Source organism: Pseudomonas sp. KCJK9058 (genome assembly GCF_046230975.1).
GTDB lineage: Bacteria > Pseudomonadota > Gammaproteobacteria > Pseudomonadales > Pseudomonadaceae > Aquipseudomonas > Aquipseudomonas alloputida.
In genome coordinates this window covers 1-20,542 of record NZ_JBJJLR010000070.1, presented here as the reverse complement: position 1 = coordinate 20,542, position 20,542 = coordinate 1, and the positions used below count along the sequence as shown (strand labels likewise).

Annotated in this window: 19 protein-coding genes; 13 read left to right on the top strand and 6 right to left on the bottom strand. The window is 62.4% G+C overall.

Features of this window, described 5'->3' with window-relative positions:
- The 4 genes from rsmD to ACK59Z_RS24255 form a co-directional block, all read left to right on the top strand.
- Nucleotides 1-504 (top strand): 16S rRNA (guanine(966)-N(2))-methyltransferase RsmD (gene rsmD, locus ACK59Z_RS24270; protein ID WP_409293839.1); only part of this gene is annotated, 504 nt, incomplete at its 5' end.
- A 91-nt stretch (nucleotides 505-595) separates the two neighbouring features.
- Entirely contained in the window at nucleotides 596-1,897 is a 1,302-nt protein-coding gene (locus ACK59Z_RS24265) for a pitrilysin family protein (protein WP_108191899.1), read from the top strand.
- Entirely contained in the window at nucleotides 1,890-3,260 is a 1,371-nt protein-coding gene (locus ACK59Z_RS24260; RefSeq protein ID WP_108191898.1) for a pitrilysin family protein, read from the top strand. Before ACK59Z_RS24265 ends, ACK59Z_RS24260 begins: the two co-directional genes overlap by 8 nt.
- A gap of 60 nt (nucleotides 3,261-3,320) precedes the next feature.
- Nucleotides 3,321-4,313, top strand: a complete 993-nt coding sequence (locus ACK59Z_RS24255) for a hydrolase (RefSeq protein ID WP_019752689.1) — start codon at nucleotides 3,321-3,323, stop codon at nucleotides 4,311-4,313.
- 52 nt (nucleotides 4,314-4,365) lie between these two features.
- On the opposite strand, the gene ACK59Z_RS24250 is transcribed toward ACK59Z_RS24255, so the two are convergent.
- Nucleotides 4,366-5,220 carry a sulfurtransferase gene (locus ACK59Z_RS24250; protein WP_054888582.1) on the bottom strand — a complete coding sequence of 285 codons (855 nt, stop codon included), beginning with the start codon at nucleotides 5,218-5,220 and terminating at the stop codon, nucleotides 4,366-4,368.
- Between the two features lie 35 nt (nucleotides 5,221-5,255).
- On the bottom strand, nucleotides 5,256-5,921 hold the full coding sequence (locus ACK59Z_RS24245; RefSeq protein ID WP_003249070.1) for a TetR/AcrR family transcriptional regulator: 666 nt from the start codon (nucleotides 5,919-5,921) through the stop codon (nucleotides 5,256-5,258).
- 151 nt (nucleotides 5,922-6,072) lie between these two features.
- On the opposite strand from ACK59Z_RS24245, the gene ACK59Z_RS24240 reads away from it, so the two are divergent.
- The 5 genes from ACK59Z_RS24240 (at nucleotide 6,073) to ACK59Z_RS24220 (ending at nucleotide 10,569) form a co-directional block, all read left to right on the top strand.
- Complete coding sequence (locus ACK59Z_RS24240) at nucleotides 6,073-7,503, top strand: coniferyl aldehyde dehydrogenase (RefSeq protein WP_054888581.1); 1,431 nt, start codon at nucleotides 6,073-6,075, stop codon at nucleotides 7,501-7,503.
- Nucleotides 7,504-7,513: 10 nt separating this feature from the next.
- The gene (locus ACK59Z_RS24235; RefSeq protein ID WP_121784177.1) at nucleotides 7,514-7,999 is read left to right on the top strand and encodes a twin-arginine translocation pathway signal protein; all 486 of its coding nucleotides are present in this window, start codon (nucleotides 7,514-7,516) and stop codon (nucleotides 7,997-7,999) included.
- Nucleotides 8,000-8,019: 20 nt separating this feature from the next.
- Nucleotides 8,020-9,618 carry a GMC family oxidoreductase N-terminal domain-containing protein gene (locus tag ACK59Z_RS24230; RefSeq protein ID WP_409293835.1) on the top strand — a complete coding sequence of 533 codons (1,599 nt, stop codon included), beginning with the start codon at nucleotides 8,020-8,022 and terminating at the stop codon, nucleotides 9,616-9,618.
- Between the two features lie 112 nt (nucleotides 9,619-9,730).
- Nucleotides 9,731-10,216, top strand: a complete 486-nt coding sequence (gene coaD / locus ACK59Z_RS24225) for a pantetheine-phosphate adenylyltransferase (protein ID WP_010955660.1) — start codon at nucleotides 9,731-9,733, stop codon at nucleotides 10,214-10,216.
- A 101-nt stretch (nucleotides 10,217-10,317) separates the two neighbouring features.
- Nucleotides 10,318-10,569, top strand: a complete 252-nt coding sequence (locus ACK59Z_RS24220; protein ID WP_003249063.1) for a YfhL family 4Fe-4S dicluster ferredoxin — start codon at nucleotides 10,318-10,320, stop codon at nucleotides 10,567-10,569.
- Nucleotides 10,570-10,729: 160 nt separating this feature from the next.
- Here ACK59Z_RS24220 and mutM read toward each other — a convergent pair whose 3' ends face one another.
- Together mutM and ACK59Z_RS24210 are read right to left on the bottom strand one after the other, a co-directional pair.
- Nucleotides 10,730-11,542 (bottom strand): bifunctional DNA-formamidopyrimidine glycosylase/DNA-(apurinic or apyrimidinic site) lyase, encoded by an 813-nt coding sequence (mutM, locus tag ACK59Z_RS24215; protein WP_004575471.1) that lies wholly within the window; start codon nucleotides 11,540-11,542, stop codon nucleotides 10,730-10,732.
- 3 nt (nucleotides 11,543-11,545) lie between these two features.
- A complete protein-coding gene (locus ACK59Z_RS24210) occupies nucleotides 11,546-12,364 on the bottom strand; it encodes an HDOD domain-containing protein (protein WP_173881454.1) in 819 nt (272 codons plus the stop codon).
- Nucleotides 12,365-12,539: 175 nt separating this feature from the next.
- Here ACK59Z_RS24210 and ACK59Z_RS24205 point away from each other — a divergent pair, with 175 nt between their 5' ends.
- Both ACK59Z_RS24205 and ilvD read left to right on the top strand, forming a co-directional pair.
- On the top strand, nucleotides 12,540-13,736 hold the full coding sequence (locus tag ACK59Z_RS24205; RefSeq protein WP_004575470.1) for a class I SAM-dependent rRNA methyltransferase: 1,197 nt from the start codon (nucleotides 12,540-12,542) through the stop codon (nucleotides 13,734-13,736).
- Between the two features lie 270 nt (nucleotides 13,737-14,006).
- Nucleotides 14,007-15,848, top strand: coding sequence for a dihydroxy-acid dehydratase (ilvD, locus tag ACK59Z_RS24200; protein ID WP_003249056.1), 1,842 nt, complete (start codon nucleotides 14,007-14,009; stop codon nucleotides 15,846-15,848).
- A 70-nt stretch (nucleotides 15,849-15,918) separates the two neighbouring features.
- Here the strand turns inward: ilvD and ACK59Z_RS24195 are convergent, their stop codons facing one another.
- The gene (locus ACK59Z_RS24195) at nucleotides 15,919-16,809 is read right to left on the bottom strand and encodes a LysR family transcriptional regulator (protein ID WP_003249054.1); all 891 of its coding nucleotides are present in this window, start codon (nucleotides 16,807-16,809) and stop codon (nucleotides 15,919-15,921) included.
- A 102-nt stretch (nucleotides 16,810-16,911) separates the two neighbouring features.
- On the opposite strand from ACK59Z_RS24195, the gene ACK59Z_RS24190 reads away from it, so the two are divergent.
- Nucleotides 16,912-17,580, top strand: coding sequence for an FMN-dependent NADH-azoreductase (locus ACK59Z_RS24190; protein WP_014861501.1), 669 nt, complete (start codon nucleotides 16,912-16,914; stop codon nucleotides 17,578-17,580).
- A gap of 8 nt (nucleotides 17,581-17,588) precedes the next feature.
- Here ACK59Z_RS24190 and ACK59Z_RS24185 read toward each other — a convergent pair whose 3' ends face one another.
- Nucleotides 17,589-18,644, bottom strand: a complete 1,056-nt coding sequence (locus ACK59Z_RS24185; protein ID WP_108191895.1) for a phosphorylcholine phosphatase — start codon at nucleotides 18,642-18,644, stop codon at nucleotides 17,589-17,591.
- A gap of 244 nt (nucleotides 18,645-18,888) precedes the next feature.
- Here ACK59Z_RS24185 and ACK59Z_RS24180 point away from each other — a divergent pair, with 244 nt between their 5' ends.
- Nucleotides 18,889-20,280, top strand: coding sequence for an L-cystine transporter (locus tag ACK59Z_RS24180; protein WP_108191894.1), 1,392 nt, complete (start codon nucleotides 18,889-18,891; stop codon nucleotides 20,278-20,280).
- The last annotated feature ends 262 nt before the right edge of the window (nucleotides 20,281-20,542 follow it).

Here is a 20,542-nt window from a genome sequence, read left to right as displayed (position 1 = left end):
GCGGTGCCGGAAGGCGAAGGCCTGCGGCCAACGCCTGACCGCGTACGGGAAACCGTATTCAACTGGCTGGCACCCTACATCGAGGGCGCCCGCGTGCTGGACGCCTTCACCGGCAGCGGTGCCTTGGTGCTCGAAGCCCTGTCCCGTGGGGCCGAGGATGCCGTGGCGCTGGACAGCAACCCTGCGGCCATCGCCAACCTGAAGAACAACCTCGAAATCCTGCGCTGTCCCCGCGGGCAAATTCTGCAAACCGACGCCCTGCGCTACCTGCAAGGCCCGGCCAAGCAGCAGTTCGATGTCGTGTTCCTCGACCCGCCGTTCCACCAGGACCTGCTGGCCAACACCTGCAACATGCTGGAGCAGCATCAGTGGCTGAGCGAGCAGGCTTGGGTCTACACCGAAAGCGAAGCGGCACCCTCGACCTTGCAACTGCCAGGCAACTGGCGCCTGCACCGCGAGAAGAAGACCGGCCAGGTGCACTACGCACTCTGGCAGCGGGGCTGATTACCCGCCGGGTTGCGTGTACTTAGTTACCGCACCCCATCTGCGCCATGGTTGAAGCTGCTCCTTCATTTCCTGAAGGAGCAGTTCAACCATGGCCGAACACCCCTCCCCGCCGCTAATGGCAGGCTCGAAAGGTTCTTTTACCCTCGCCAACGGCCTGCACGTCTGTCTGCGTGAAGACCACCGTGCGCCACTGGTCAGCGTGCAGCTGTGGTACCACGTAGGCTCCAGCTACGAACCTGAAGGCCACACCGGCCTGTCCCATGCCTTGGAGCATCTACTGTTCGAGGGCAGCAGCAAGCTGGCGCCTGGCCAGTACTCAACCCTCATGACCCGCTTGGGCGGCGACCCGAATGCATTCACCTATGCGGATGCCACGGTATTTCCGCTCACCTTGCCAACCCGCCACCTGGAAATTGCCCTGGAGGCCATGGCTGATGTCATGGCCAGTGCCACCCTCGGCGATACGCCCTTTGCTCGGGAACTGGCAGTGGTCATGGCTGAGCGGCGCGAGGCAGTGGACAACAATCCTTGGGCATTGGCACTGGAGCATCACGACTTGCTGGCTTACGGCAATAGTGGCCATGGCACGCCTGTCATTGGCCACCTGTCAGATCTGGAGAGCCTCACTCCAGCCGCAGCCCGTACCTGGTACAAGACCTGGTATCACCCCAACAATGCCACCCTCGCCGTGGCCGGCGACATCAGCCTGCTACAACTGCAAACCTTGGTGACGCGCCACTTTGCGGCGATCCCCGCCCATCGCTTGCCGATGCAGCCCTTACCCACAGGGCCCTCCTCCCAGGGTCGGCGTTTTCAGACGCTGCGCCTGGCAGGCTTGCACAATGGCGCGATCATAAGCTTCAAACTACCCAGCCAGCGTACCGCGCAGTCTGCCAGGCAGGCATACGCACTGCGTCTACTTCCCGATCTGCTTGCCAACGGCTACAGCAGCATCCTCCAGCGCAGGCTGCTGCTGGACGAACCCATCCTGCAATACATGAAAGCGACCTATGAACCCTGGCAGCGCGGTGACAGCCTGCTGACCCTTTACGCGTTCTGCAGCCCACACGTAACCCCGGAGACCGCGGCCGAGCGGCTGATGCAGGAAATCGAAGCGTTTCGCCAATCAGCGCCAGCCAAGGAACACCTGCAACGTGCCAAGGCTCGTCTGCTAGCCAGGCTGATTTTCGAACGGGACGACATTGCCGAACAGGCCCAAACCATGGGTAAACAGGCCGCCTGTGGCTTGCCGGTTATTTCGCTCGAGGAAGAACAACAGGCCATCGAGACCGTGACAGCCGAGCAGGTAGGCCTGGCTGCCTATGAATTCCTCACCGATTCCCGTGCAGCCTTCACGTTCACGCACCACAAGGAAAGCGCTCATGACTGACTCAACGACCCTGCAACAGCCTGCCAGCGCCAACAACCTCTACGGCGGACTGCTCTCTGCCCAAGGACTTGACCTGAACCAGTTCGAAACCATCCATACACCGGTTCAAGCGTGGAAGACGACTACGGGCACGGACGTCAAATTCGTTGAAGCACGTGAACTGCCAATCGTTGACGTGATACTACGGTTCAAGGCCGGCACTACGCAGGACACTCTGTACCCTGGCCTGGCAGCCTTGACGCTCTCCATGCTCGATGAGGGTAGCCAGGCCTACACGGCTGCCCAGCAGGCTGAGCACCTGGAGCGCCTGGGCGCGGTCATGGAAAAACAAGTACGTCTGGAACATGCGACGCTGCGCCTGCGCAGCCTTAGCCCTCCTTCTTTGCTCGACCCGGCCTTGGCGCTGCTCACCGACCTCGTGGCCCACCCTGTCTTCCACCCAATGGCCCTGACCAAGATCAAGCGCCAGTTGCTGCAAAACCATGCATCGCGCGAGCGGCTACCCATTTTCAGAGCACGTAGCGAAGTCTTCCGCCACCTGTTCAACGGGCATCCTTACGGCAACCCTCTGGGCAGCACCGCTGAAGGTATCGAGGCCATTACCCCTGAGGACTTGCGGTCATTCCACCAACGCGCCTACTGCGCCAGCAACCTTGAGATGGTCGTGGTAGGCGACCTTTCCCTTGCACAAGCCCAAGCCATCTCACAGCAGATCTGCCAGGCCCTGCCGCAAGGCTGGTCGGCCACCGAACTGCCGGCAGCTCCATCGGCCCCCGGCGCGACGATAGCCGTCGAACAGGCCGGTGCCAGCAGTGCGGTCCTGCTGGCACTGCCCATAAACGTACCCGCCAACGATCCGGAGTTTCTGGCCCTGACCTTGGCAAGTGCTGTTCTGGGAGAGGGCCTCGAGTCGCGCTTGATGGTGGAGTTGCGCCAACGACGCGGCCTGACCTACGGCGTGCACACGCATGTATTGCCATTGACTGCAGGCGGCCTGTTTACCGTCGAGTGGGAGGTTGCGCCCGAGCATGTGCAGGGCTCGCAGGCACTGGTAGAAGCCCTGCTGCAGGCGTTCATCGACCAAGGGCCCACCCAGGTGGAGCTACAACTGGCACGCAAACAGTTGGAAGGGCAGTTGCTGCGAGGGATCGCGCAGAACAGGCAACTGGCAACATTGCTGACGGAAGTAACCCATCAGCGGCAACCTGCCGATCATCTCGACACGTACAGCGCCCGTATTGCCGAGCTTACCCCGGCAGATGTCCGAGCCGTCATGCAGCGCCGGCTGGCCCTGAGCCGCAAGGTACTTGTCAGTGTCGGACCAGGCGTTCAGCAACAGCCGCTGCCAGCCCCCGACCAATAGCGCAGGTACTGTGGCGCTGTTTCGTGGCAAGCTAGCAAGGCACATCATGAGCCACCCAGCATGCCCAGCCACAACGCCACATTCCGTCCGGCCATCGGCCTGTCCAATCCCCACCTGCAGACCCTGTGGGGGCCACTCTGGCGCAAGCTGCCTGAGCTGCAGCGTGACCGCGAACGACTGTGGCTGGCTGACGGCGACTTCATCGACCTGGACTGGCATGGCCCGCACCAACCCCATGCGCCACTGGTACTGGTGCTGCATGGGCTGACCGGCTCGTCTCACTCGCCCTACGTGAAAGGCTTGCAGCAAGCGCTGCAAGGTCGCGGCTGGGCCAGCGTGGCAGTGAACTGGCGGGGTTGTTCAGGCGAGCCCAACCTGTTGCCGCGCAGCTACCATTCCGGCGCCAGCGAAGACCTGGCGGAAATTGTCAGCCATCTTCGCGCCCAGCGCCCGCTGGCGCCGCTGTATGCAGTGGGTTATTCGCTGGGTGGCAATGTATTGTTGAAATACTTGGGTGAGAGCGGCGTCGCCAGCCAACTGGAGGCAGCGGCTGCAGTTTCGGTGCCCTTTCGCCTGGACCACTGTGCCGACCGTATCGGCCAAGGGTTCTCCAAGGTGTATCAGGCGCATTTCATGCGCGAGATGCTGGCGTATGTTCAGCTCAAGCAGCGGCACTTCCACGACCAGGGCCAGCATGAACAGCTGGCGACACTGGAGCGCCTGGGCCAACTCACCAACTTGCGCACATTCTGGGACTTCGACGGTAAAGTCACTGCACCGCTCAATGGCTTTCGCGATGCGCACGACTACTATCGTCGCTCATCCAGCCACTTCTTCCTTGGCCAGAACCGCACGCCAACGCTGATCATCCATTCCAGCGATGACCCCTTCGTGTCCAGCCACAGCCTGCCGACGGCCCGTGAACTGTCACCACAAACCCGCTTCGAACTGCATGACCGCGGTGGGCATGTGGGCTTTGTCGATGGCAGCCTGCGAAATCCGGGGTACTACCTGGAACGACGGATTCCGCAGTGGCTGGTGGACGGTAGCTAGCGCTCGAATGCGTAAAGGCTGCGCGCTCCCACAGAGATTTAACCCGATCTGCTTACTCGCCGGTGGCCACAGCATGCTGCGGGTTGTTGATCCACTCGCTCCACGACCCCGCATACAGCTTGCCCAGCGGATACCCCGCCAGGGCCATTGCAAACAGGTTATGGCAAGCGGTTACCCCAGACCCGCAATAAGACACCAACTGCTCCGGCGTCCGTCCACCCAGCTTTTCGGCAAAACGCTGCTTTAGCTGATCCGCCGGCAAAAAACGCCCGTCAGCCCCCAGGTTGTCGGTAAACGCCGCGCACTGGGCCCCGGGAATATGCCCTGCCACCGGGTCGATCGGCTCCACTTCACCGCGAAAACGCGGCAAGGCACGCGCATCGATCAAGGTCAGGTCTGCACTACCAAGGCGCTTGCCCAGATGGTCGGCATCGATCAGCAGCTTCGCGTCAGGTTCACCACTGAAAGTGCCCTCACGTTTGGGCGGCGGGTCCAGGCTCAACGGCAGGTGCGCCGCGTGCCAGGCCTTCAGGCCACCGTCCAGAATCGCCACACCGCTGCGCTTGCCCAGCCAGACCAGCAGCCACCAGGCGCGAGCGGCAAAGGCGCCGGGGCCGTCGTCGTACAGCACCACCTCGCTGTCGTTGTTCAGGCCCCACTCTCGCAGGCGCTCGACCAGCCGCTGGGCATCGGGCAACGGGTGGCGCCCGGTGCGCCCCTTGCTCACCGGCCCGCTGAGATCCCGGTCCAGGTCGGCAAAATGCGCCCCCTCAATATGCCCCTGGGCATAGCTGCGCTGGCCATAGTCCACATCCTCGAGGGCAAAGCGGCAGTCGAGGATCACCAACTTGGGCGAGCCCAGACGCTCGGCCAACTGCTGCGGGGTGATCAATTGCGCAAGGGGCATGACAATCTCCTGATCGATGGCACTAGGGCCCTGGGCTAGTGCTCCAGGGCCTGGTTGAACGGTACATGGAATTCCTGACACAGCGCGTCCACGGCAGGACGGGCATTGTCGGTGACGAAACCGAGCTCCAGCACCAACACCTGATAGACGCCGCGCTTGAAGGCTTCTTCACCCAAGTGCGCGGAATGTTCACGCGTGGTGCTGAGAAAACGTACCCATGATGTCAGCACGATCCAGGCATTGATGGTCAGCGATTCGATCTGCGCCGGCACCATGGCCAGGATCCCTGCCTCGACAAAGCCGCGGTAGATCGCCTGGCCCTGGCGCAGGCAGCGTTCGGAAAAACGCCGGTAACGGGCGGCCAGTTCGGCGTCGCTGTCCAGCAGATGCTCCAGGTCACGGTGCAGGAAGCGGTAGTTCCACATCGCCGCCAGCAAGGCCTTGAGGTAGAAGCGCTTGTCTTCCACGGTTGCCGCGCGGCCCTGCGGCGGGCGCAGAAAGCTGTCCACCAGCGCTTCGTACTGGCTGAACAACAGGGCAATGATCGCCTGCTTGTTGGGGAAGTGGTAATACAGGTTGCCGGGCGAGATTTCCATGTGCGCGGCAATGTGGTTGGTACTGACGCTGCGTTCGCCCTGCTGGTTGAACAGCTCCAGGCTGTTCTGCACGATGCGCTCTCGGGTCTTCATGCGCGGGGCCATGCTCAGCTCCCAGTCTGCGGGCTTTCATCAAAGGTTTATCTTACGGCGTATTACAGATGGAATGCACCGTTGAGCGGCATGGAAAAATTCGCACCATGGTACAAATTAGAGTATAGGCTCTAGGCAACCCCGGCCCGGACTCGACACCACCATGAACTCGCCCAGTGCCTTGCCCCCTCTGCAATTCGACCTCGACCTCGCAACGACGTTCGCGGCCCAGCGCCAGGCCTTTGCCGGTAACCCGCTGCCACCAGCGGCGCAGCGGCGCCAGTGGCTGAAAAGCCTGCGTGAAGCCTTGCTGAGCAGCCAGGCAGGACTGATCGAAGCCATCAGCCAGGATTTTGCCGGGCGCAGCGCCGATGAGACCTTGCTGGCCGAACTGCTACCGTCGGTACAGGGCCTGCGCCACGCCGAAAAGCACTTGCAAAGCTGGATGCGCACCCGCCGACGCCGCGTCGGCCTGGCGTTCCAGCCGGCCAGCGCACAGGTGCGCTATCAACCCTTGGGCGTGGTCGGCATCATCGTGCCGTGGAACTACCCGCTGTTCCTCGCCATCGGCCCGTTGACCTGCGCCCTGGCCGCCGGCAACCGGGTCATGCTCAAGCTAAGCGAGGCCACGCCCGCGACTGGCCTGGCCCTACAGCAACTGCTCGAGCGTGTGTTCCCCACAGACCTGGTCAGCGTTGTGCTCGGTGAGGTCGAGGTGGGCCAGGCCTTCGCCCGCCTGCCGTTCGATCACCTGCTGTTCACCGGTGCCACCAGCGTGGGCCGCCAGGTGATGCAGGCTGCCGCACACAACCTGACCCCGGTCACCCTGGAGCTGGGTGGCAAATCCCCCGCTATTGTTTCTGAGGATGTGCCGCTGGACAGCGCCGCCGAGCGCATCGCCTTCGGCAAGACCCTCAACGCCGGCCAAACCTGTGTCGCCCCCGACTACGTACTGGTGCCGCGCGAACGGCTGCCCGCCTTCAGCGACGCCTACCAGCGCGCCGTGCACCGCCTGTACCCGCGTATTGCCGACAACCCCGACTACACCGCCATCATCAACCCGCGCCAGTTGCAGCGCTTGCAGCACCTGCTGGACGATGCCCGCGCCAAAGGCGCGCAAGTACTCGACTTGTACCCAGGCGAAGCCCCTCAGGGCCGGCGCCTGCCTCCACACTTGCTGCTGGACGTGAACGACAGCATGCAGGTGATGCAAGACGAAATCTTCGGCCCGCTATTGCCGTTAGTGCCTTATGACGGCCTCGACCAGGCCTTGGCCTACATCAACCAGCGCCCACGCCCACTGGCGCTGTACTTCTTTGGCTATGACCGCCGCACCCAGGAGCATGTGCTGCGTCACACCCACTCCGGCGGTGTGTGCCTGAACGACACCTTGCTGCATGTTGCCCAGGACGATCTGCCCTTCGGCGGCATCGGCCCTTCAGGCATGGGCCACTACCATGGTCATGACGGCTTCCTCACCTTCAGCAAGGCCAAGGCGGTACTTGCCAAACAACGCTTCAACGCCGCACGGCTGATCTACCCGCCTTATGGCAAAGCCTTGCAGCGCCTGGTCTACAAACTGTTCATCCGCTGAGGATCGCACCATGCACCGCCGCGACCTGCTGCGTTTCAGCCTCGGCGCCAGTGCTTTTCTGGCGGGTGCCAGCCTGTTGGGGTGCAGCGTGCAAACAGCCGCGACCGGCTATCAGGTACTCCGTGACGACGACCTGCCACTGCTGCGTGCGCTGATCCCGGTGGTCCTGGCCGGTACACAGGCCACCGAGGCGCCGGTGTTGCGCAGCCTCGACAACAAGCTGGCGGCGTTGTCGCCGGAAATGCTCAAGCTCACCCGGCAATTATTCGACGTGCTCAGCCTGCCGCTGACTCGCGGCCCGCTGACCGGCGTCTGGGGCAGCTGGGGCCAAGCTGGCGCCACACAAGTCACGGCGTTCCTGCAACGCTGGCAGGACAGCTCGCTGAACCTGCTACGCATGGGGCACGCCTCGTTGCTGCAACTGCTGCAAATGGCCTGGTACGAACGCCCCGAATCCTGGGCAGACTGCGGTTACCCGGGCCCACCGAAAATCTGAAAACAACAAGAGCATCGCCAATGCCTGTCCCCGACCCGTTTCGCCAAGGCCTCGAACGCGGCTGGATCACCCACGACGCCTCGCGCCTGGAGCACGACCTGTTTCTGGAGGCCGACATTGCCGTGATCGGCAGCGGTGCCGGCGGCGCCACCAGCGCGCAGATGCTCAGCGCTGCCGGTTTCAAGGTACTGCTGATCGAAGAAGGCCCCCTGAAAACCAGTGGCGATTTCCACCTGCTGGAGAGTGAAGCCTACGCAAGCCTGTACCAGGAAGGCCTGGGACGCATGAGCAAGGATGGCGCCATTACCATCCTGCAGGGCCGCGCCGTGGGTGGCACCACGCTGGTGAACTGGACCTCGAGCTTTCGTACCCCGCCGCAAACCCTGGCGCACTGGGCCTCGGTCCATGGCGTGAACGGTTTGGGCGAGGATGCACTGCGCCCCTGGTTCGAGCGCATGGAGCAGGAACTGGGCATCAGCCCTTGGGCCGTGCCGCCGAATGCCAACAACGAGGTGCTGCGCCGGGGCTGCGAACAGCTGGGCTACCGCTGGGGGGTGATCCCGCGCAATGTGCGCGGCTGCTGGAACCTGGGCTACTGCGGCATGGGCTGCCCGGTGAATGCCAAACAATCGATGCTGGTGACCCGTATACCTGCCACCCTCGAGCAAGGCGGCGAACTGCTGTACCTGGCGCGGGCCGAGCGCTTCACCCACAACGGCGAACGCATTCAGAGCCTGACATGCCAGGCCCTGGACGCCCAGGGCATACACCCTACTGGCCGGCAGGTCGGCGTGCGGGCACGTCATTACCTCCTGGCCGGTGGCGGTATCAACAGCCCGGCCCTGCTGCTGCGCTCTGCCGCGCCCGACCCGCATGGTCGCCTGGGCAAGCGAACCTTCCTGCACCTGGTCAACTTCAGTGCGGCACGCTTCAGCGAGCGTATCGACCCCTACCATGGCGCCCCGCAATCGATCTACAGCGATCACTTTCAGTGGCAAGGCGGCGTAGACGGCCCGGCTGGCTACAAGCTGGAAGTACCGCCGCTGCATCCGGCCCTGGCCAGCACCCTGCTGGGCGGGCACGGCCACGAGAGTGCCCAGCGCATGGCCGAGCTGCCACATACCCATGTGATGCTGGCGCTGCTACGCGATGGTTTTCACCCCGAAAGCCAGGGCGGGGCCGTGGAACTGCGCGGCGATGGTTCACCCGTGCTCGATTACCCGGTCACCGACTACCTGCGGGATGGCTTGCGGCGCGCCTACCGCAGCATGGCGCACATACAGTTCGCCGCTGGCGCCACCCAGGTAACCCCAGTGCACAGCGACGCCAGTGCCGCCTCTCGCCTGGAACAGGCCCTGACCATGATCGACAAACTGCGCCTGGAGCCCTTCCGCACGCGCTTGGGCAGTGCCCATGTGATGGGCGGCTGCGCCCTCGGCGAAGATCCGCGTCAGGCGGTGTGCGACAGCCTGGGGCGCCATCACCAACTGGAAAACCTGTCGATTCACGACGGCTCGCTGTTCCCCACCAGCATCGGCGCCAACCCGCAATTGTCGGTGTATGCCATCAGCGCCAGGCTCAGCGAAGCACTGGTCAGCCGCCTGGCACACAGCGCATGACAACGAACATGGCCCCTGTCTATAGTGCCATCAGTCGGCCGCATGACTTGGCCGGGGCGCCGTCGCTGCGCTACCATCCGACTCCCCAACGCACTCCAGCCAGGATGACGCGATGAACCGAGTGTTGTACCCGGGTACTTTCGACCCCATTACCAAAGGCCATGGCGATCTGGTCGAGCGCGCTTCGCGGCTATTCGACCACGTGATCATCGCGGTGGCGGCCAGCCCCAAGAAAAACCCCTTGTTCCCCCTGGAGCAACGGGTTGAGCTCGCCCGTGAGGTCACCAAGCACCTGCCCAATGTCGAAGTCATCGGCTTCTCTTCCCTGTTGGCGCATTTCGCCAAGGAACAGGGCGCCAACGTCTTCCTGCGTGGCCTGCGTGCGGTGTCCGACTTCGAGTACGAGTTCCAGCTGGCGAACATGAACCGGCAACTGGCACCCGATGTCGAGAGCCTGTTCCTGACGCCGTCGGAGCGCTATTCGTTCATTTCCTCGACCCTGGTCCGGGAGATTGCTGCGCTGGGCGGTGATATCAGCAAGTTCGTCCACCCGGTGGTGGCCGACGCACTGACTGAACGCTTCAAGAAGCAAGCCTGACGCCTGATTGTCGCGCCCGCGTGCACTGCGGGCGCGAATGCGGCACAATTGTGCCCATTGCGTTGAACATGCCCGGGCTGTGAGCCCCGGCCGGAGTCCCCATGTCCCTGATCATCACCGACGATTGCATCAATTGCGACGTCTGCGAACCCGAGTGCCCGAACGAGGCTATCTCCCAAGGCGAAGAGATCTACGTGATCGACCCTAACCTGTGCACCCAGTGCGTAGGCCATTACGACGAGCCGCAGTGCCAGCAGGTCTGCCCGGTCGACTGCATCCCGCTGGATGAAGCGCACCCGGAAACCGAAGAACAGCTGATGGCCAAGTATCGCCGGATCACTGGCAAGGGCTGATCACTGCCCTTCGCTGCACGGTCCCTGTGGGAGCGGGCATGCCGCGAACACCGGCGTAGCCGGTGCCATTCATCGCGTCGCCTGCTTCGCAGGCTTGCCCGCTCCCACAGTTACCGCGCCAACGTTCAGGTTTTGCTTCAACAGGTTTGCAGCGAACGTTTCATCGTTGGCAGCGCGGGCAGTACACGCTCGCCCTCTGCCCCAGCTTCACTTCGCGCAACTCAGTGCCGCATACCTTGCACGGCTGCCCGCCACGCCCGTACACAAACAGTTCCTGCTGGAAGTACCCCGGCTGCCCGTCGCCACCGATAAAATCGCGCAGGGTGGTACCGCCCTGCTCGATGGCCGCCGCCAGCACCCGTTTGATCTCGGTCGCCAGCTTCAGGTAGCGTGCCCGGGAAATCCCGCCCGCCTCCCGGCGTGGGTCGATACCGGCGGCAAACAGCGCCTCGGTGGCGTAGATGTTGCCCACCCCCACCACTACCGCGTTGTCCATGATGAACGGCTTGACCGCCATCGACCGCCCGCGGGACAGCTGGAACAGCCGTTCACCATCGAACAGGTCGGTCAGCGGCTCAGGCCCCAGGCGCAGCAGTAGCTCATGGTTCAGAGGGTCCAGGCTCCACAGCATGGCACCAAAGCGGCGCGGGTCGGTGTAGCGCAGCATCAGCCCGGACTCCAGCTCGATGTCGACATGCTCATGCTTGGCCGCCGGCAAGCCCAGCTCGACCAGCCGCAGGTTGCCCGACATGCCCAAGTGGCTGATCAGCGTACCCACTTCGGCATTGATCAACAGGTACTTGGCACGTCGCTCCACGCTGACGATGCGCTGCCCTGACAGGCGCACATCGAGGTCTTCCGGAATCGGCCAGCGCAGACGCCGGTCGCGTACCACCACACGGCTGACGCGCTGGCCTTCCAGGTGTGGCGCAATACCGCGCCGGGTGGTTTCTACTTCTGGCAATTCCGGCATGTGTCAGTGTCCGCCCAACTCGCGAATGTTCTGCTTGAGGTTTTCGAAATCGTATTCCGACAAACCAATGTAATCGAGCACCAACGGGCCGACCACATTCCATTCGTGGTCCACCGCCTGGTTGCCCAGCACACGGTAGGACGCGCAGATATGCTCGGCCATCTTCAGCACCGCCAGCAGGTTTTTCAGCTGGCTCTGGGTATTGCGCGAGGTATCGTCGCGGAACACGGCCAAGGCATTGTGGTGGTTGGCGATGGCCGCACTGAGGTGCTCGGGCAAGCGCCAGGATTTGGCTGTGAAGTAGCCGACCACTGAATGGTTGGTGTTGAACGTGCGGTTTTCGGTATCGACCACGCGTGTTTCTTCGTCGGCCTTGGCGTATGCCTCTTCCAGCACGTCCATGTAATTGGGGAAGCGCTTGAGCATCAACGGCACGCCACAGTCATGGAAGAGGCCAAGGGTATAGGCCTCGTCCGCCGCCTGTATGCCGGTACGCTTGGCCAGCGTCAGGCAGGTCATCGCGACGTCCTGGGCGGTATCCCAGAAGCGGTTGAGGGTAACGATGGTCTCGTCACTCATCTCGCCCTTGATCGACTGGGCGTTGATCAGGTTGATGATCGAACGGCTCCCCAGCAGGTTTACCGCACGCTGGATCGAACCGATCTTGTTGGACAACCCGAAGTGCGGAGAGTTGACCAGCTTGAGCAAGGCGCCAGAGAGGCCCGGGTCCTGGGAAATCAGCTTGGCGATGGTTTCCAGGTCCGGGTCAGGCATGTACTGCTCGAACTGCAGATCGACCATGATCTGCGGTTGAGGCGGGATGGTGATGCCTTGCAAGGCTTGCTGGATCTGTTCGGCGCTGAGTTCTTGGGACATACGTACACACTCGTTTAGGACGGGGGATTTTAACCCTCTAAGCGCCCCCGGGCACCACACCTGTAAAAGCTAAAGCACTGCAGACACGCTATAATCCCGCTCTTTTTCCCGGAGCGACGTCATGTCCCTGCCCAGCCTTCGCCTCAAAGCCAATGCCGACCGCCGCCTGCGCGCCGGCCACCTGTGGGTCTACAGCAACGAAGTCGATGTCAGCGCGACCCCTTTGCAAGGCTTCCAGGCGGGTCAGCAGGCCATTCTCGAGGCAGCCAACGGCAAGCCGCTGGGCATCGTCGCACTGAGCCCGAACAACCTGATCTGCGCCCGCCTGCTGTCACGCGACATCAAGCTGCCGCTGGACAAGTCGCTGCTGGTACACCGCCTGAACGTCGCCCTGTCGCTGCGCGAGCGCCTGTTCGACCAGCCGTGCTACCGCCTGGTCTACGGTGACTCCGACCTGCTCCCAGGCCTGGTGGTCGACCGTTTCTTCGATATCCTCGTGGTGCAGTTGGCCTCGGCCACCATGGAAGCGCACAAGGATGACGTGATCGCCGCACTGGTGCAGGTGCTCAAGCCCAGCGGCATCCTGTTCAAGAACGATTCGGCCGCGCGCGACGCCGAAGGCCTGCAGCGCTATGTCGAGACCGTCTACGGCGAAGTACCGGACTGGGTGCCGCTGGAAGAGAACGGCGTCAAGTTCGAAGCCCCGGTGCGCGAAGGCCAGAAGACGGGCTGGTTCTACGACCACCGCATGAACCGCGCCCGCCTGGCACCGTACGTGAAGGGCAAGCGTGTACTCGACCTGTTCAGCTATATCGGCGGCTGGGGCGTGCAGGCCGGTGCCTTCGGCGCCAGCGAAGTGTTCTGTGTCGATGCTTCGGGCTTTGCCCTGGACGGCGTGGAGCGTAACGCTGCACTGAACGGCATCAGCGAGAAGCTGACCTGCATCGAAGGCGACGTGTTCGAAGCCCTGCGCGAACTCAAGGCGGCCGAAGAACGCTTCGACGTGATCATTGCCGACCCACCTGCCTTCATCAAGCGCAAAAAAGACCTGAAAAACGGCGAAGCGGCCTACCGCCGCCTGAACGAACAGGCCATGCGCATGTTGAACAAAGACGGCATCCTCGTCAGCGCCTCGTGCTCGATGCACCTGCCCGAGGACGACCTGAACAACATCCTGCTGACCAGCGCCCGCCACCTGGACCGCAACATGCAGCTGCTCGAGCGAGGCGGTCAGGGCCCGGATCACCCGGTACACCCGGCCATCGCCGAAACCCGCTACATCAAAAGCATCACCTGCCGGTTACTGCCAAACAGCTGATATCTGCCAAAAAGGGCCGCCCAGCGGCCCTTTCCTGCCGCAATCCCCCCGCCAACCATCCACATCTGCATTCCCTCACCGCGCCAGCGGTGTAGAATCGGCCTATTCATCGCCAGTCATCCCCGGCGGGTTTATGAGCTCTGGTCAAGCACGCGGCGATCCCGCGCGGTCTTGGCCCCATCCGTGCCAGTGGCAACCGGCCTGCGGCGCAAAGGACAAGAGAAGCTCACTCCCCTATTTGTGACCTGATTAAGCCGCCAGGAGTGTTTCATGCCTGATTATCGTTCCAAGACTTCCACCCAAGGCCGCAACATGGCCGGCGCCCGTGCCCTTTGGCGCGCCACCGGGATGAAGGACGAAGACTTCAAGAAACCGATCATCGCCATCGCCAACTCGTTCACCCAGTTCGTTCCGGGCCACGTGCACCTGAAGGACCTGGGCCAGCTGGTGGCTCGCGAAATCGAACGCGCCGGTGGCGTGGCCAAGGAATTCAACACCATCGCGGTCGATGACGGCATCGCCATGGGCCACGACGGCATGCTGTACTCGCTGCCAAGCCGCGAAATCATTGCCGACGCGGTGGAGTACATGGTCAATGCGCACTGCGCTGACGCCATCGTCTGCATCTCCAACTGCGACAAGATCACCCCCGGCATGCTGATGGCCGCCCTGCGCCTGAACATCCCGGTGATCTTCGTTTCCGGCGGCCCGATGGAAGCCGGCAAGACCAAGCTGGCCAGCCACGGCCTGGACCTGGTCGATGCCATGGTCATCGCGGCCGACTCCACGGCCTCCGACGAAAAAGTCGCCGAATACGAGCGCAGCGCCTGCCCGACCTGCGGTTCGTGCTCCGGCATGTTCACCGCCAACTCGATGAACTGCCTGACCGAAGCCCTGGGCCTGGCCCTGCCGGGCAACGGTTCGACCCTGGCCACCCACTCCGACCGCGAGCAGCTGTTCCTCACGGCCGGCCGCACCATCGTCGAGCTGTGCAAGCGCTACTACGGCGAGAATGACGAGTCGGTCCTGCCACGCAGCATCGCCAACTTCAAAGCGTTCGAAAACGCCATGATGCTGGACATCGCCATGGGCGGCTCGACCAACACCATCCTGCACCTGCTGGCCGCAGCACAGGAAGGTGAAGTGGCGTTCGACCTGCGCGACATCGACCGCCTGTCACGCAAAGTGCCGCAGCTGTGCAAAGTGGCGCCAAACATCCAGAAGTACCACATGGAAGACGTCCACCGCGCCGGCGGCATCTTCAGCATCCTCGGTTCGCTGGCCCGTGGTGGCCTGCTGCACACCGACCTGCCGACCGTGCACAGCCGCAGCATGGAAGAAGCCATCGCCAAATGGGACATCACCCAGACCGATGACGAAGCGGTGCACACCTTCTTCAAGGCCGGCCCGGCCGGTATCCCGACCCAGACCGCATTCAGCCAGTCGACCCGTTGGGAAACCCTCGACGACGACCGTGAAAACGGCTGCATCCGCAGCTTCGAACACGCCTACTCGCAAGAGGGCGGCCTGGCCGTGCTGTACGGCAACATCGCACTGGATGGCTGCGTGGTCAAAACGGCCGGTGTGGACGAATCGATCCACGTGTTCGAGGGCACCGCGAAGATCTTCGAAAGCCAGGACAGCGCCGTGCGCGGCATCCTCGCCGACGAGGTGAAAGCCGGCGACATCGTCATCATCCGCTACGAAGGCCCGAAAGGCGGCCCGGGCATGCAAGAAATGCTCTACCCGACCTCGTACCTCAAGTCCAAAGGCCTGGGCAAGGCCTGCGCCCTGCTCACCGACGGTCGCTTCTCGGGCGGTACCTCGGGCCTGTCGATCGGCCACGCCTCGCCAGAGGCCGCGGCGGGCGGTGCCATCGGCCTGGTGCGCGACGGCGACAAGGTACTGATCGACATCCCTAACCGTTCGATCAACCTGCTGGTCAGCGATGAAGAGCTGGCGGAACGCCGTGTCGAACAGGACAAGAAGGGCTGGAAGCCAGCCGAGGTCCGTCCACGCAAGGTGACCACCGCGCTCAAGGCCTATGCCCTGCTGGCCACCAGTGCCGACAAAGGCGCAGTGCGTAACAAGGCAATGCTCGAAGGGCTGTAAGGGCTTTTCTGGCATTTGCACAACCGGCGTCTCGTACGCCGGTTTTTTTTGCCTGTGGATAAAGGCCGGATCAAAGCTCTCCCTTCGCGACACATTGGCGTAATTGCGCCAGCAGCAGGGCAGCCGAGCGCTTCGGTGTCGCCGCCGACGTCAGCACGAACTGCGCTTGAGGCAAGGTTGGCAACGTCGACACTTCCACCAGGCCGGCAGCCAGAGCAGACGATCGTGTGACAGGCGTTACCCCAAGCCCGCCACTTACGGCGGTCATCAGCCCGCCGACACTTGGGCTCTGGCAAACGATGCGCCATTGCCGCCCGGCGCGTACCAAGGCCTCGATAGCTGCGGCCCGATAAGGGCATTGATCAGAAAATACCGCCAAGGGCACAGGCGTGGTGACCTCATCGCTGCCCAGCGCAATCGGCCCTCTCGCCCACACCAATGGCTCGGACCAAAGCACCTCGCCCCGTTCTTCATCGCTGCAGCGGCTGCCCAATACGATATCCAGCCCACCCGAGTGGACGAGCGAGAGCAACTCCCCAGTCAGGCCGACGGTCAGGGACACCTCTGCATCGGGATGTGCCACCGAAAAACGACGCATGCAGTCGATGATCGGGGCTTTCACCATTTCCTCGCTCAACCCCACGTACACCGTGCCTGACACCCGCCGCCCTGCTCCAAGGCTTGCGCGGGCATCATCGTGCAACGCCAGGATGGTGCGGGCATAGCCTGCCAACCGAGCGCCTGCAGGTGTCAGGCTGACCGAGCGGGTCGTACGCTCCAGCAATTTTTGTCCAGCTTCGCGTTCAAGCCGCCGAATATGAGCGCTGATCGCCGACTGCGTAAGGTGCAGCCTGTGCGCAGCGCGGGTGAAACCACCGGTGTCGGCAACGGCAATCAAGCTCCGCAAAAGCACAGTATCGAACACAGATTCATCACCTATCTCACTCAATCTCGCGAGCATACGTCATTTCTATAATTAATCGCCCTGAATCAGACTGTGCGCCGAACGCCTGGGCGGTGAAGCGTCAGGCAAGGCTCATCAACACTACCTGGGAGAAGCCCCGTGGTTGAACGTATCTTGTATGTCTGCGCCTCACCCAGAGGAGAGCGGTCCGTTTCCGCTCAGATTACCGACGCATTCCTGGCGGCATTGGCCGAGCGCAAAGCGGTGGAAATCGACCACCTGAATCCTTGGGAATGCGACCTGCCTGAAGTAGATGGCGCCTTGCTCGCGGCGAAATACGCAGGGCTTGGCGATGCCCCGCTGTCAACCGCACAGGCCGCTGCATGGGATCGGATCAAGACCCTCGCTCAACGGTTCCACCGGGCGGATACCTTGGTGTTCAGCGTACCGTTGTGGAATTTCGGCATTCCGTACAAGCTAAAGCACCTGATCGACGCAATTTCGCACAAAGACGTGCTGTTCACCTTCGATGAACACGGGCTGAACGGCATGCTTGGCGGGCGTCGAGCGGTCGCCATCTACACCCGTGGTTTGGGGTACGGGCCCACCTCACAGACACCCGACCAGTTTTTTGGCCTGGAAAAAACCTTCATCGACACATGGTTTCGCTTCGTTGGGATTAACCAGGCGCACAGTGTAGTGGTCGAACAAACCCTCGGCCCTGAGGGCGCCAGGATTCGTGAAAGTGCCATTGAACAAGTGACCCTGTTGGCACAGAACATTGACCAGAAAGCGGCCCAGACCCTCATTGTGGGCCGCGATGGTTGATATTCCCGTTACTGGATCTGCTCCGGCGTGACGATCACCCAGTTCTTGTCTGCCGTCACCGGCAACCCTTCCTTGGCCTGCGCCGCTGCATTTTTGGCAATCATCCCGTTGAGCTGGTCCATGTACTTGGCCTTGCGGTTTATCCACAGGTGGATACCACCTTTGCCTACATCCACCCCGTGGAACTGCATGTAGCCATCGCTGGTCGGCGTGTCGCCGCCCACCAGCACCGGTTTCTTCCACTCATCGATGTAGGTAAGGATCGCCGCCTGCTTGCCCGCCATCCAGGTGGCTGGGGTCCACAGGTAAGGGGTCAGCTCCAGGCCCTCGTTAGCCTTGGCATCGTAGTGCCCGGCGCTGATCTGCTTGCGCGCAGTGGTCAGCTGTCCGCTGGCGCGGTCCTTGAGCAGCAGGCTCACGCCAATCACGTTCTGGGGCTTCACGTTGTAACCATACTTGGGGTCCGAGGCGACCATGCGCACCAGCTCCTCGGAGGCCGCCGAAATCACATAGACCTCGATGCCGTTCTCCATCAGCTTGTTGTACAGCTCGGCCTGGCCCTTGAAGACCTTGGGCGGCCGAACCTCGATGGCCTTGACCTGGTCGCCTTCGTAATAGGTGCTGGGGATCGGCTTGGTCGAAGCCATCAGCTCATCCACCTGCACCTTCAGCTCCTGCAAGGTAAAGCCGGAGAACACCTGGGCTACCCACGGGTAGCAGACCATGTCATCGATTTCACACAGCCGGTAGTAATAACTGAACAGGCTTTCCTTGTGCTCGGCAGTGTCCTTGAACGGCATCAGCTTCAACGAAGGGTCGAGCTTGTCGCGGCTTAGCAGGCCTTTGTTTTCCATGAACGGAAGCAAGGCTTCTTCCAGGTCATAGCGGTAACTGGTGTTGTCCATGTCGAATACCGCGTAGTTACCCTTGTTGGCATTGGCGGCGATCATGCTGTCGAGCTGTTTGGCCGCGTCGGCGGGCCAGTGTTTGAGCTCCGTGGCGAAGGTTTCGATACTGAACAGCAGGGACAGGCCAATGGCGGCGGCTTTCACAGCGACTTTCATGTACGAATCTCCTGAAATGACCCAGAAACGCTAGTGCAACATTCCCCACTGCAAGCCCCCGATAACGACCTCCAGGCAGCCGCAAACGCCTTGTTCATTGCAATTTGCGACATCCCGTTATTCCATAAACGACTATGCAAATTCCATTTGGGTATAAATTCGTTTGTTTTCAGGCTGTTAGCATTTCCGTTCGCAATCGCTCACAGAGGCGATGCCACTTCTGCTTTTTTCTGCTGGAGCTTCAATGAACCTGCCGCTGTCACTCAACCTGCTGGCGTTCCTGGCCCTGTTGCTGGGCCTGGCACAAACCCGCCGCACCGACTGGAGCCTGGCCAAGAAGGTACTGCTTGGCCTGGTGCTGGGCGTGGTCTTCGGCCTTGTGCTGCACACGATCTATGGCGCTGGCCACCCCGTGCTCAAGGCAACCATCGCCTGGCTCGATCTGGTCGGCAACGGCTATGTCGGCCTGCTGCAGATGATCGTCATGCCGCTGATCTTCGCCTCGATCCTCAGTGCCGTGGCACGTTTGCACACTGCCTCTTCGCTGGGCCGCATCAGCGTGCTGAGCATCGGCACCCTGCTGCTGACCACGGCCATTGCCGCCCTGATCGGCATTGTGTTGACCAACCTGTTCGGCCTCAGCGCCGAGGGCCTGGTGGCCGGCGCCCAGGAAAGCGCACGCATGCAGGTTATCCACAGTGACTACGCGGGCAAGGTAGCCGACCTCAACATCCCGCAACTGCTGCTGTCGTTCATCCCCAGCAACCCGGTAGGCGACCTGGCGCGGGCCAAGCCGACCTCGATCATCAGCGTGGTGATCTTTGCCGTGTTCCTCGGCCTGGCCGCGCTCCAGTTGATCAAGGACGACGCCGAGAAGGGCGAGCGCGCCCTGTCGGCCATCGACACCCTGCAGGCCTGGGTAATGCGCCTGGTGCGGGTCGTGATGAAGCTGACCCCCTATGGCGTGCTGGCGTTGATGACCAAAGTAGTGGCCAGTTCCAACACAGAGGACATCCTCAAGCTGGGCAGCTTCGTGGTGGTGTCGTACCTGGGCTTGGGGTTGATGTTCGTGGTGCACGGCATCATCCTCGCCGCCTCCGGCGTGAGCCCGCTGCGCTTCTTCCGCAAGGTGTGGCCGGTGCTGACCTTCGCCTTCACCAGCCGCTCCAGCGCCGCCAGCATTCCGCTGAACATCGAAGCACAAACCCGCCGTCTGGGCGTGCCGCAATCGATCGCCAGCTTCAGCGCATCGTTCGGCACCACCATTGGCCAGAACGGCTGCGCCGGGCTCTATCCTGCCATGCTGGCGGTGATGGTCGCGCCAGCGGTGGGCATCGACACCTTCGACCCACTGTGGATCGCCACCCTGGTGGCCATCGTCACGCTGAGTTCGGCAGGGGTTGCCGGCGTGGGCGGCGGTGCCACCTTTGCCGCGCTGATCGTGCTGCCAGCCATGGGCTTGCCGGTGGAACTGGTGGCGTTGCTGATTTCGGTGGAGCCGCTGATCGACATGGGCCGTACGGCGTTGAACGTGAACGGTTCGATGACGGCGGGCGTTGTCACCAGCCAGCTGTTGAAAGAGACTGACAAGGAAGTGCTGGCCGGTGATGAACATGCCGAGCTGAGCCACACCTGATAGATTGCCGGGGGCGCGTTGCGCCCCTTTCGCAACAAGGCCGCTTGTGTCTTGCTCAGAATCTGAACACCCTGCGGTCCCCCGTAGGGGCGGGTTTACCCGCGAAAGGGCCAGGCCTGCTGGCCAATTTTCACCCGCCGTTCACCGTTGCCGCCGCTATCGTATTCGCGGGTAAACCCGCTCCTACAGGGTGATGGATACACATCGGGGGTTGGACACAGGCCGCTGTAGGAGCGGGTTTACCCGCGAAAGGGCCAGGCCT

Bases quoted from the DNA above. Each gene is read 5' to 3' on its own strand.
- ACK59Z_RS24265 (WP_108191899.1), top strand. From the start codon at position 596: ATGGCCGAACACCCCTCCCCGCCGCTAATGGCAGGCTCGAAAGGTTCT.
- ACK59Z_RS24260 (WP_108191898.1), top strand. From the start codon at position 1,890: ATGACTGACTCAACGACCCTGCAACAGCCTGCCAGCGCCAACAACCTC.
- ACK59Z_RS24255 (WP_019752689.1), top strand. From the start codon at position 3,321: ATGCCCAGCCACAACGCCACATTCCGTCCGGCCATCGGCCTGTCCAAT.
- ACK59Z_RS24250 (WP_054888582.1), bottom strand. From the start codon at position 5,220: ATGCCCCTTGCGCAATTGATCACCCCGCAGCAGTTGGCCGAGCGTCTG.
- ACK59Z_RS24245 (WP_003249070.1), bottom strand. From the start codon at position 5,921: ATGGCCCCGCGCATGAAGACCCGAGAGCGCATCGTGCAGAACAGCCTG.
- ACK59Z_RS24240 (WP_054888581.1), top strand. From the start codon at position 6,073: ATGAACTCGCCCAGTGCCTTGCCCCCTCTGCAATTCGACCTCGACCTC.
- ACK59Z_RS24235 (WP_121784177.1), top strand. From the start codon at position 7,514: ATGCACCGCCGCGACCTGCTGCGTTTCAGCCTCGGCGCCAGTGCTTTT.
- ACK59Z_RS24230 (WP_409293835.1), top strand. From the start codon at position 8,020: ATGCCTGTCCCCGACCCGTTTCGCCAAGGCCTCGAACGCGGCTGGATC.
- coaD (WP_010955660.1), top strand. From the start codon at position 9,731: ATGAACCGAGTGTTGTACCCGGGTACTTTCGACCCCATTACCAAAGGC.
- ACK59Z_RS24220 (WP_003249063.1), top strand. From the start codon at position 10,318: ATGTCCCTGATCATCACCGACGATTGCATCAATTGCGACGTCTGCGAA.
- mutM (WP_004575471.1), bottom strand. From the start codon at position 11,542: ATGCCGGAATTGCCAGAAGTAGAAACCACCCGGCGCGGTATTGCGCCA.
- ACK59Z_RS24205 (WP_004575470.1), top strand. From the start codon at position 12,540: ATGTCCCTGCCCAGCCTTCGCCTCAAAGCCAATGCCGACCGCCGCCTG.
- ilvD (WP_003249056.1), top strand. From the start codon at position 14,007: ATGCCTGATTATCGTTCCAAGACTTCCACCCAAGGCCGCAACATGGCC.
- ACK59Z_RS24195 (WP_003249054.1), bottom strand. From the start codon at position 16,809: ATGCTCGCGAGATTGAGTGAGATAGGTGATGAATCTGTGTTCGATACT.
- ACK59Z_RS24185 (WP_108191895.1), bottom strand. From the start codon at position 18,644: ATGAAAGTCGCTGTGAAAGCCGCCGCCATTGGCCTGTCCCTGCTGTTC.
- ACK59Z_RS24180 (WP_108191894.1), top strand. From the start codon at position 18,889: ATGAACCTGCCGCTGTCACTCAACCTGCTGGCGTTCCTGGCCCTGTTG.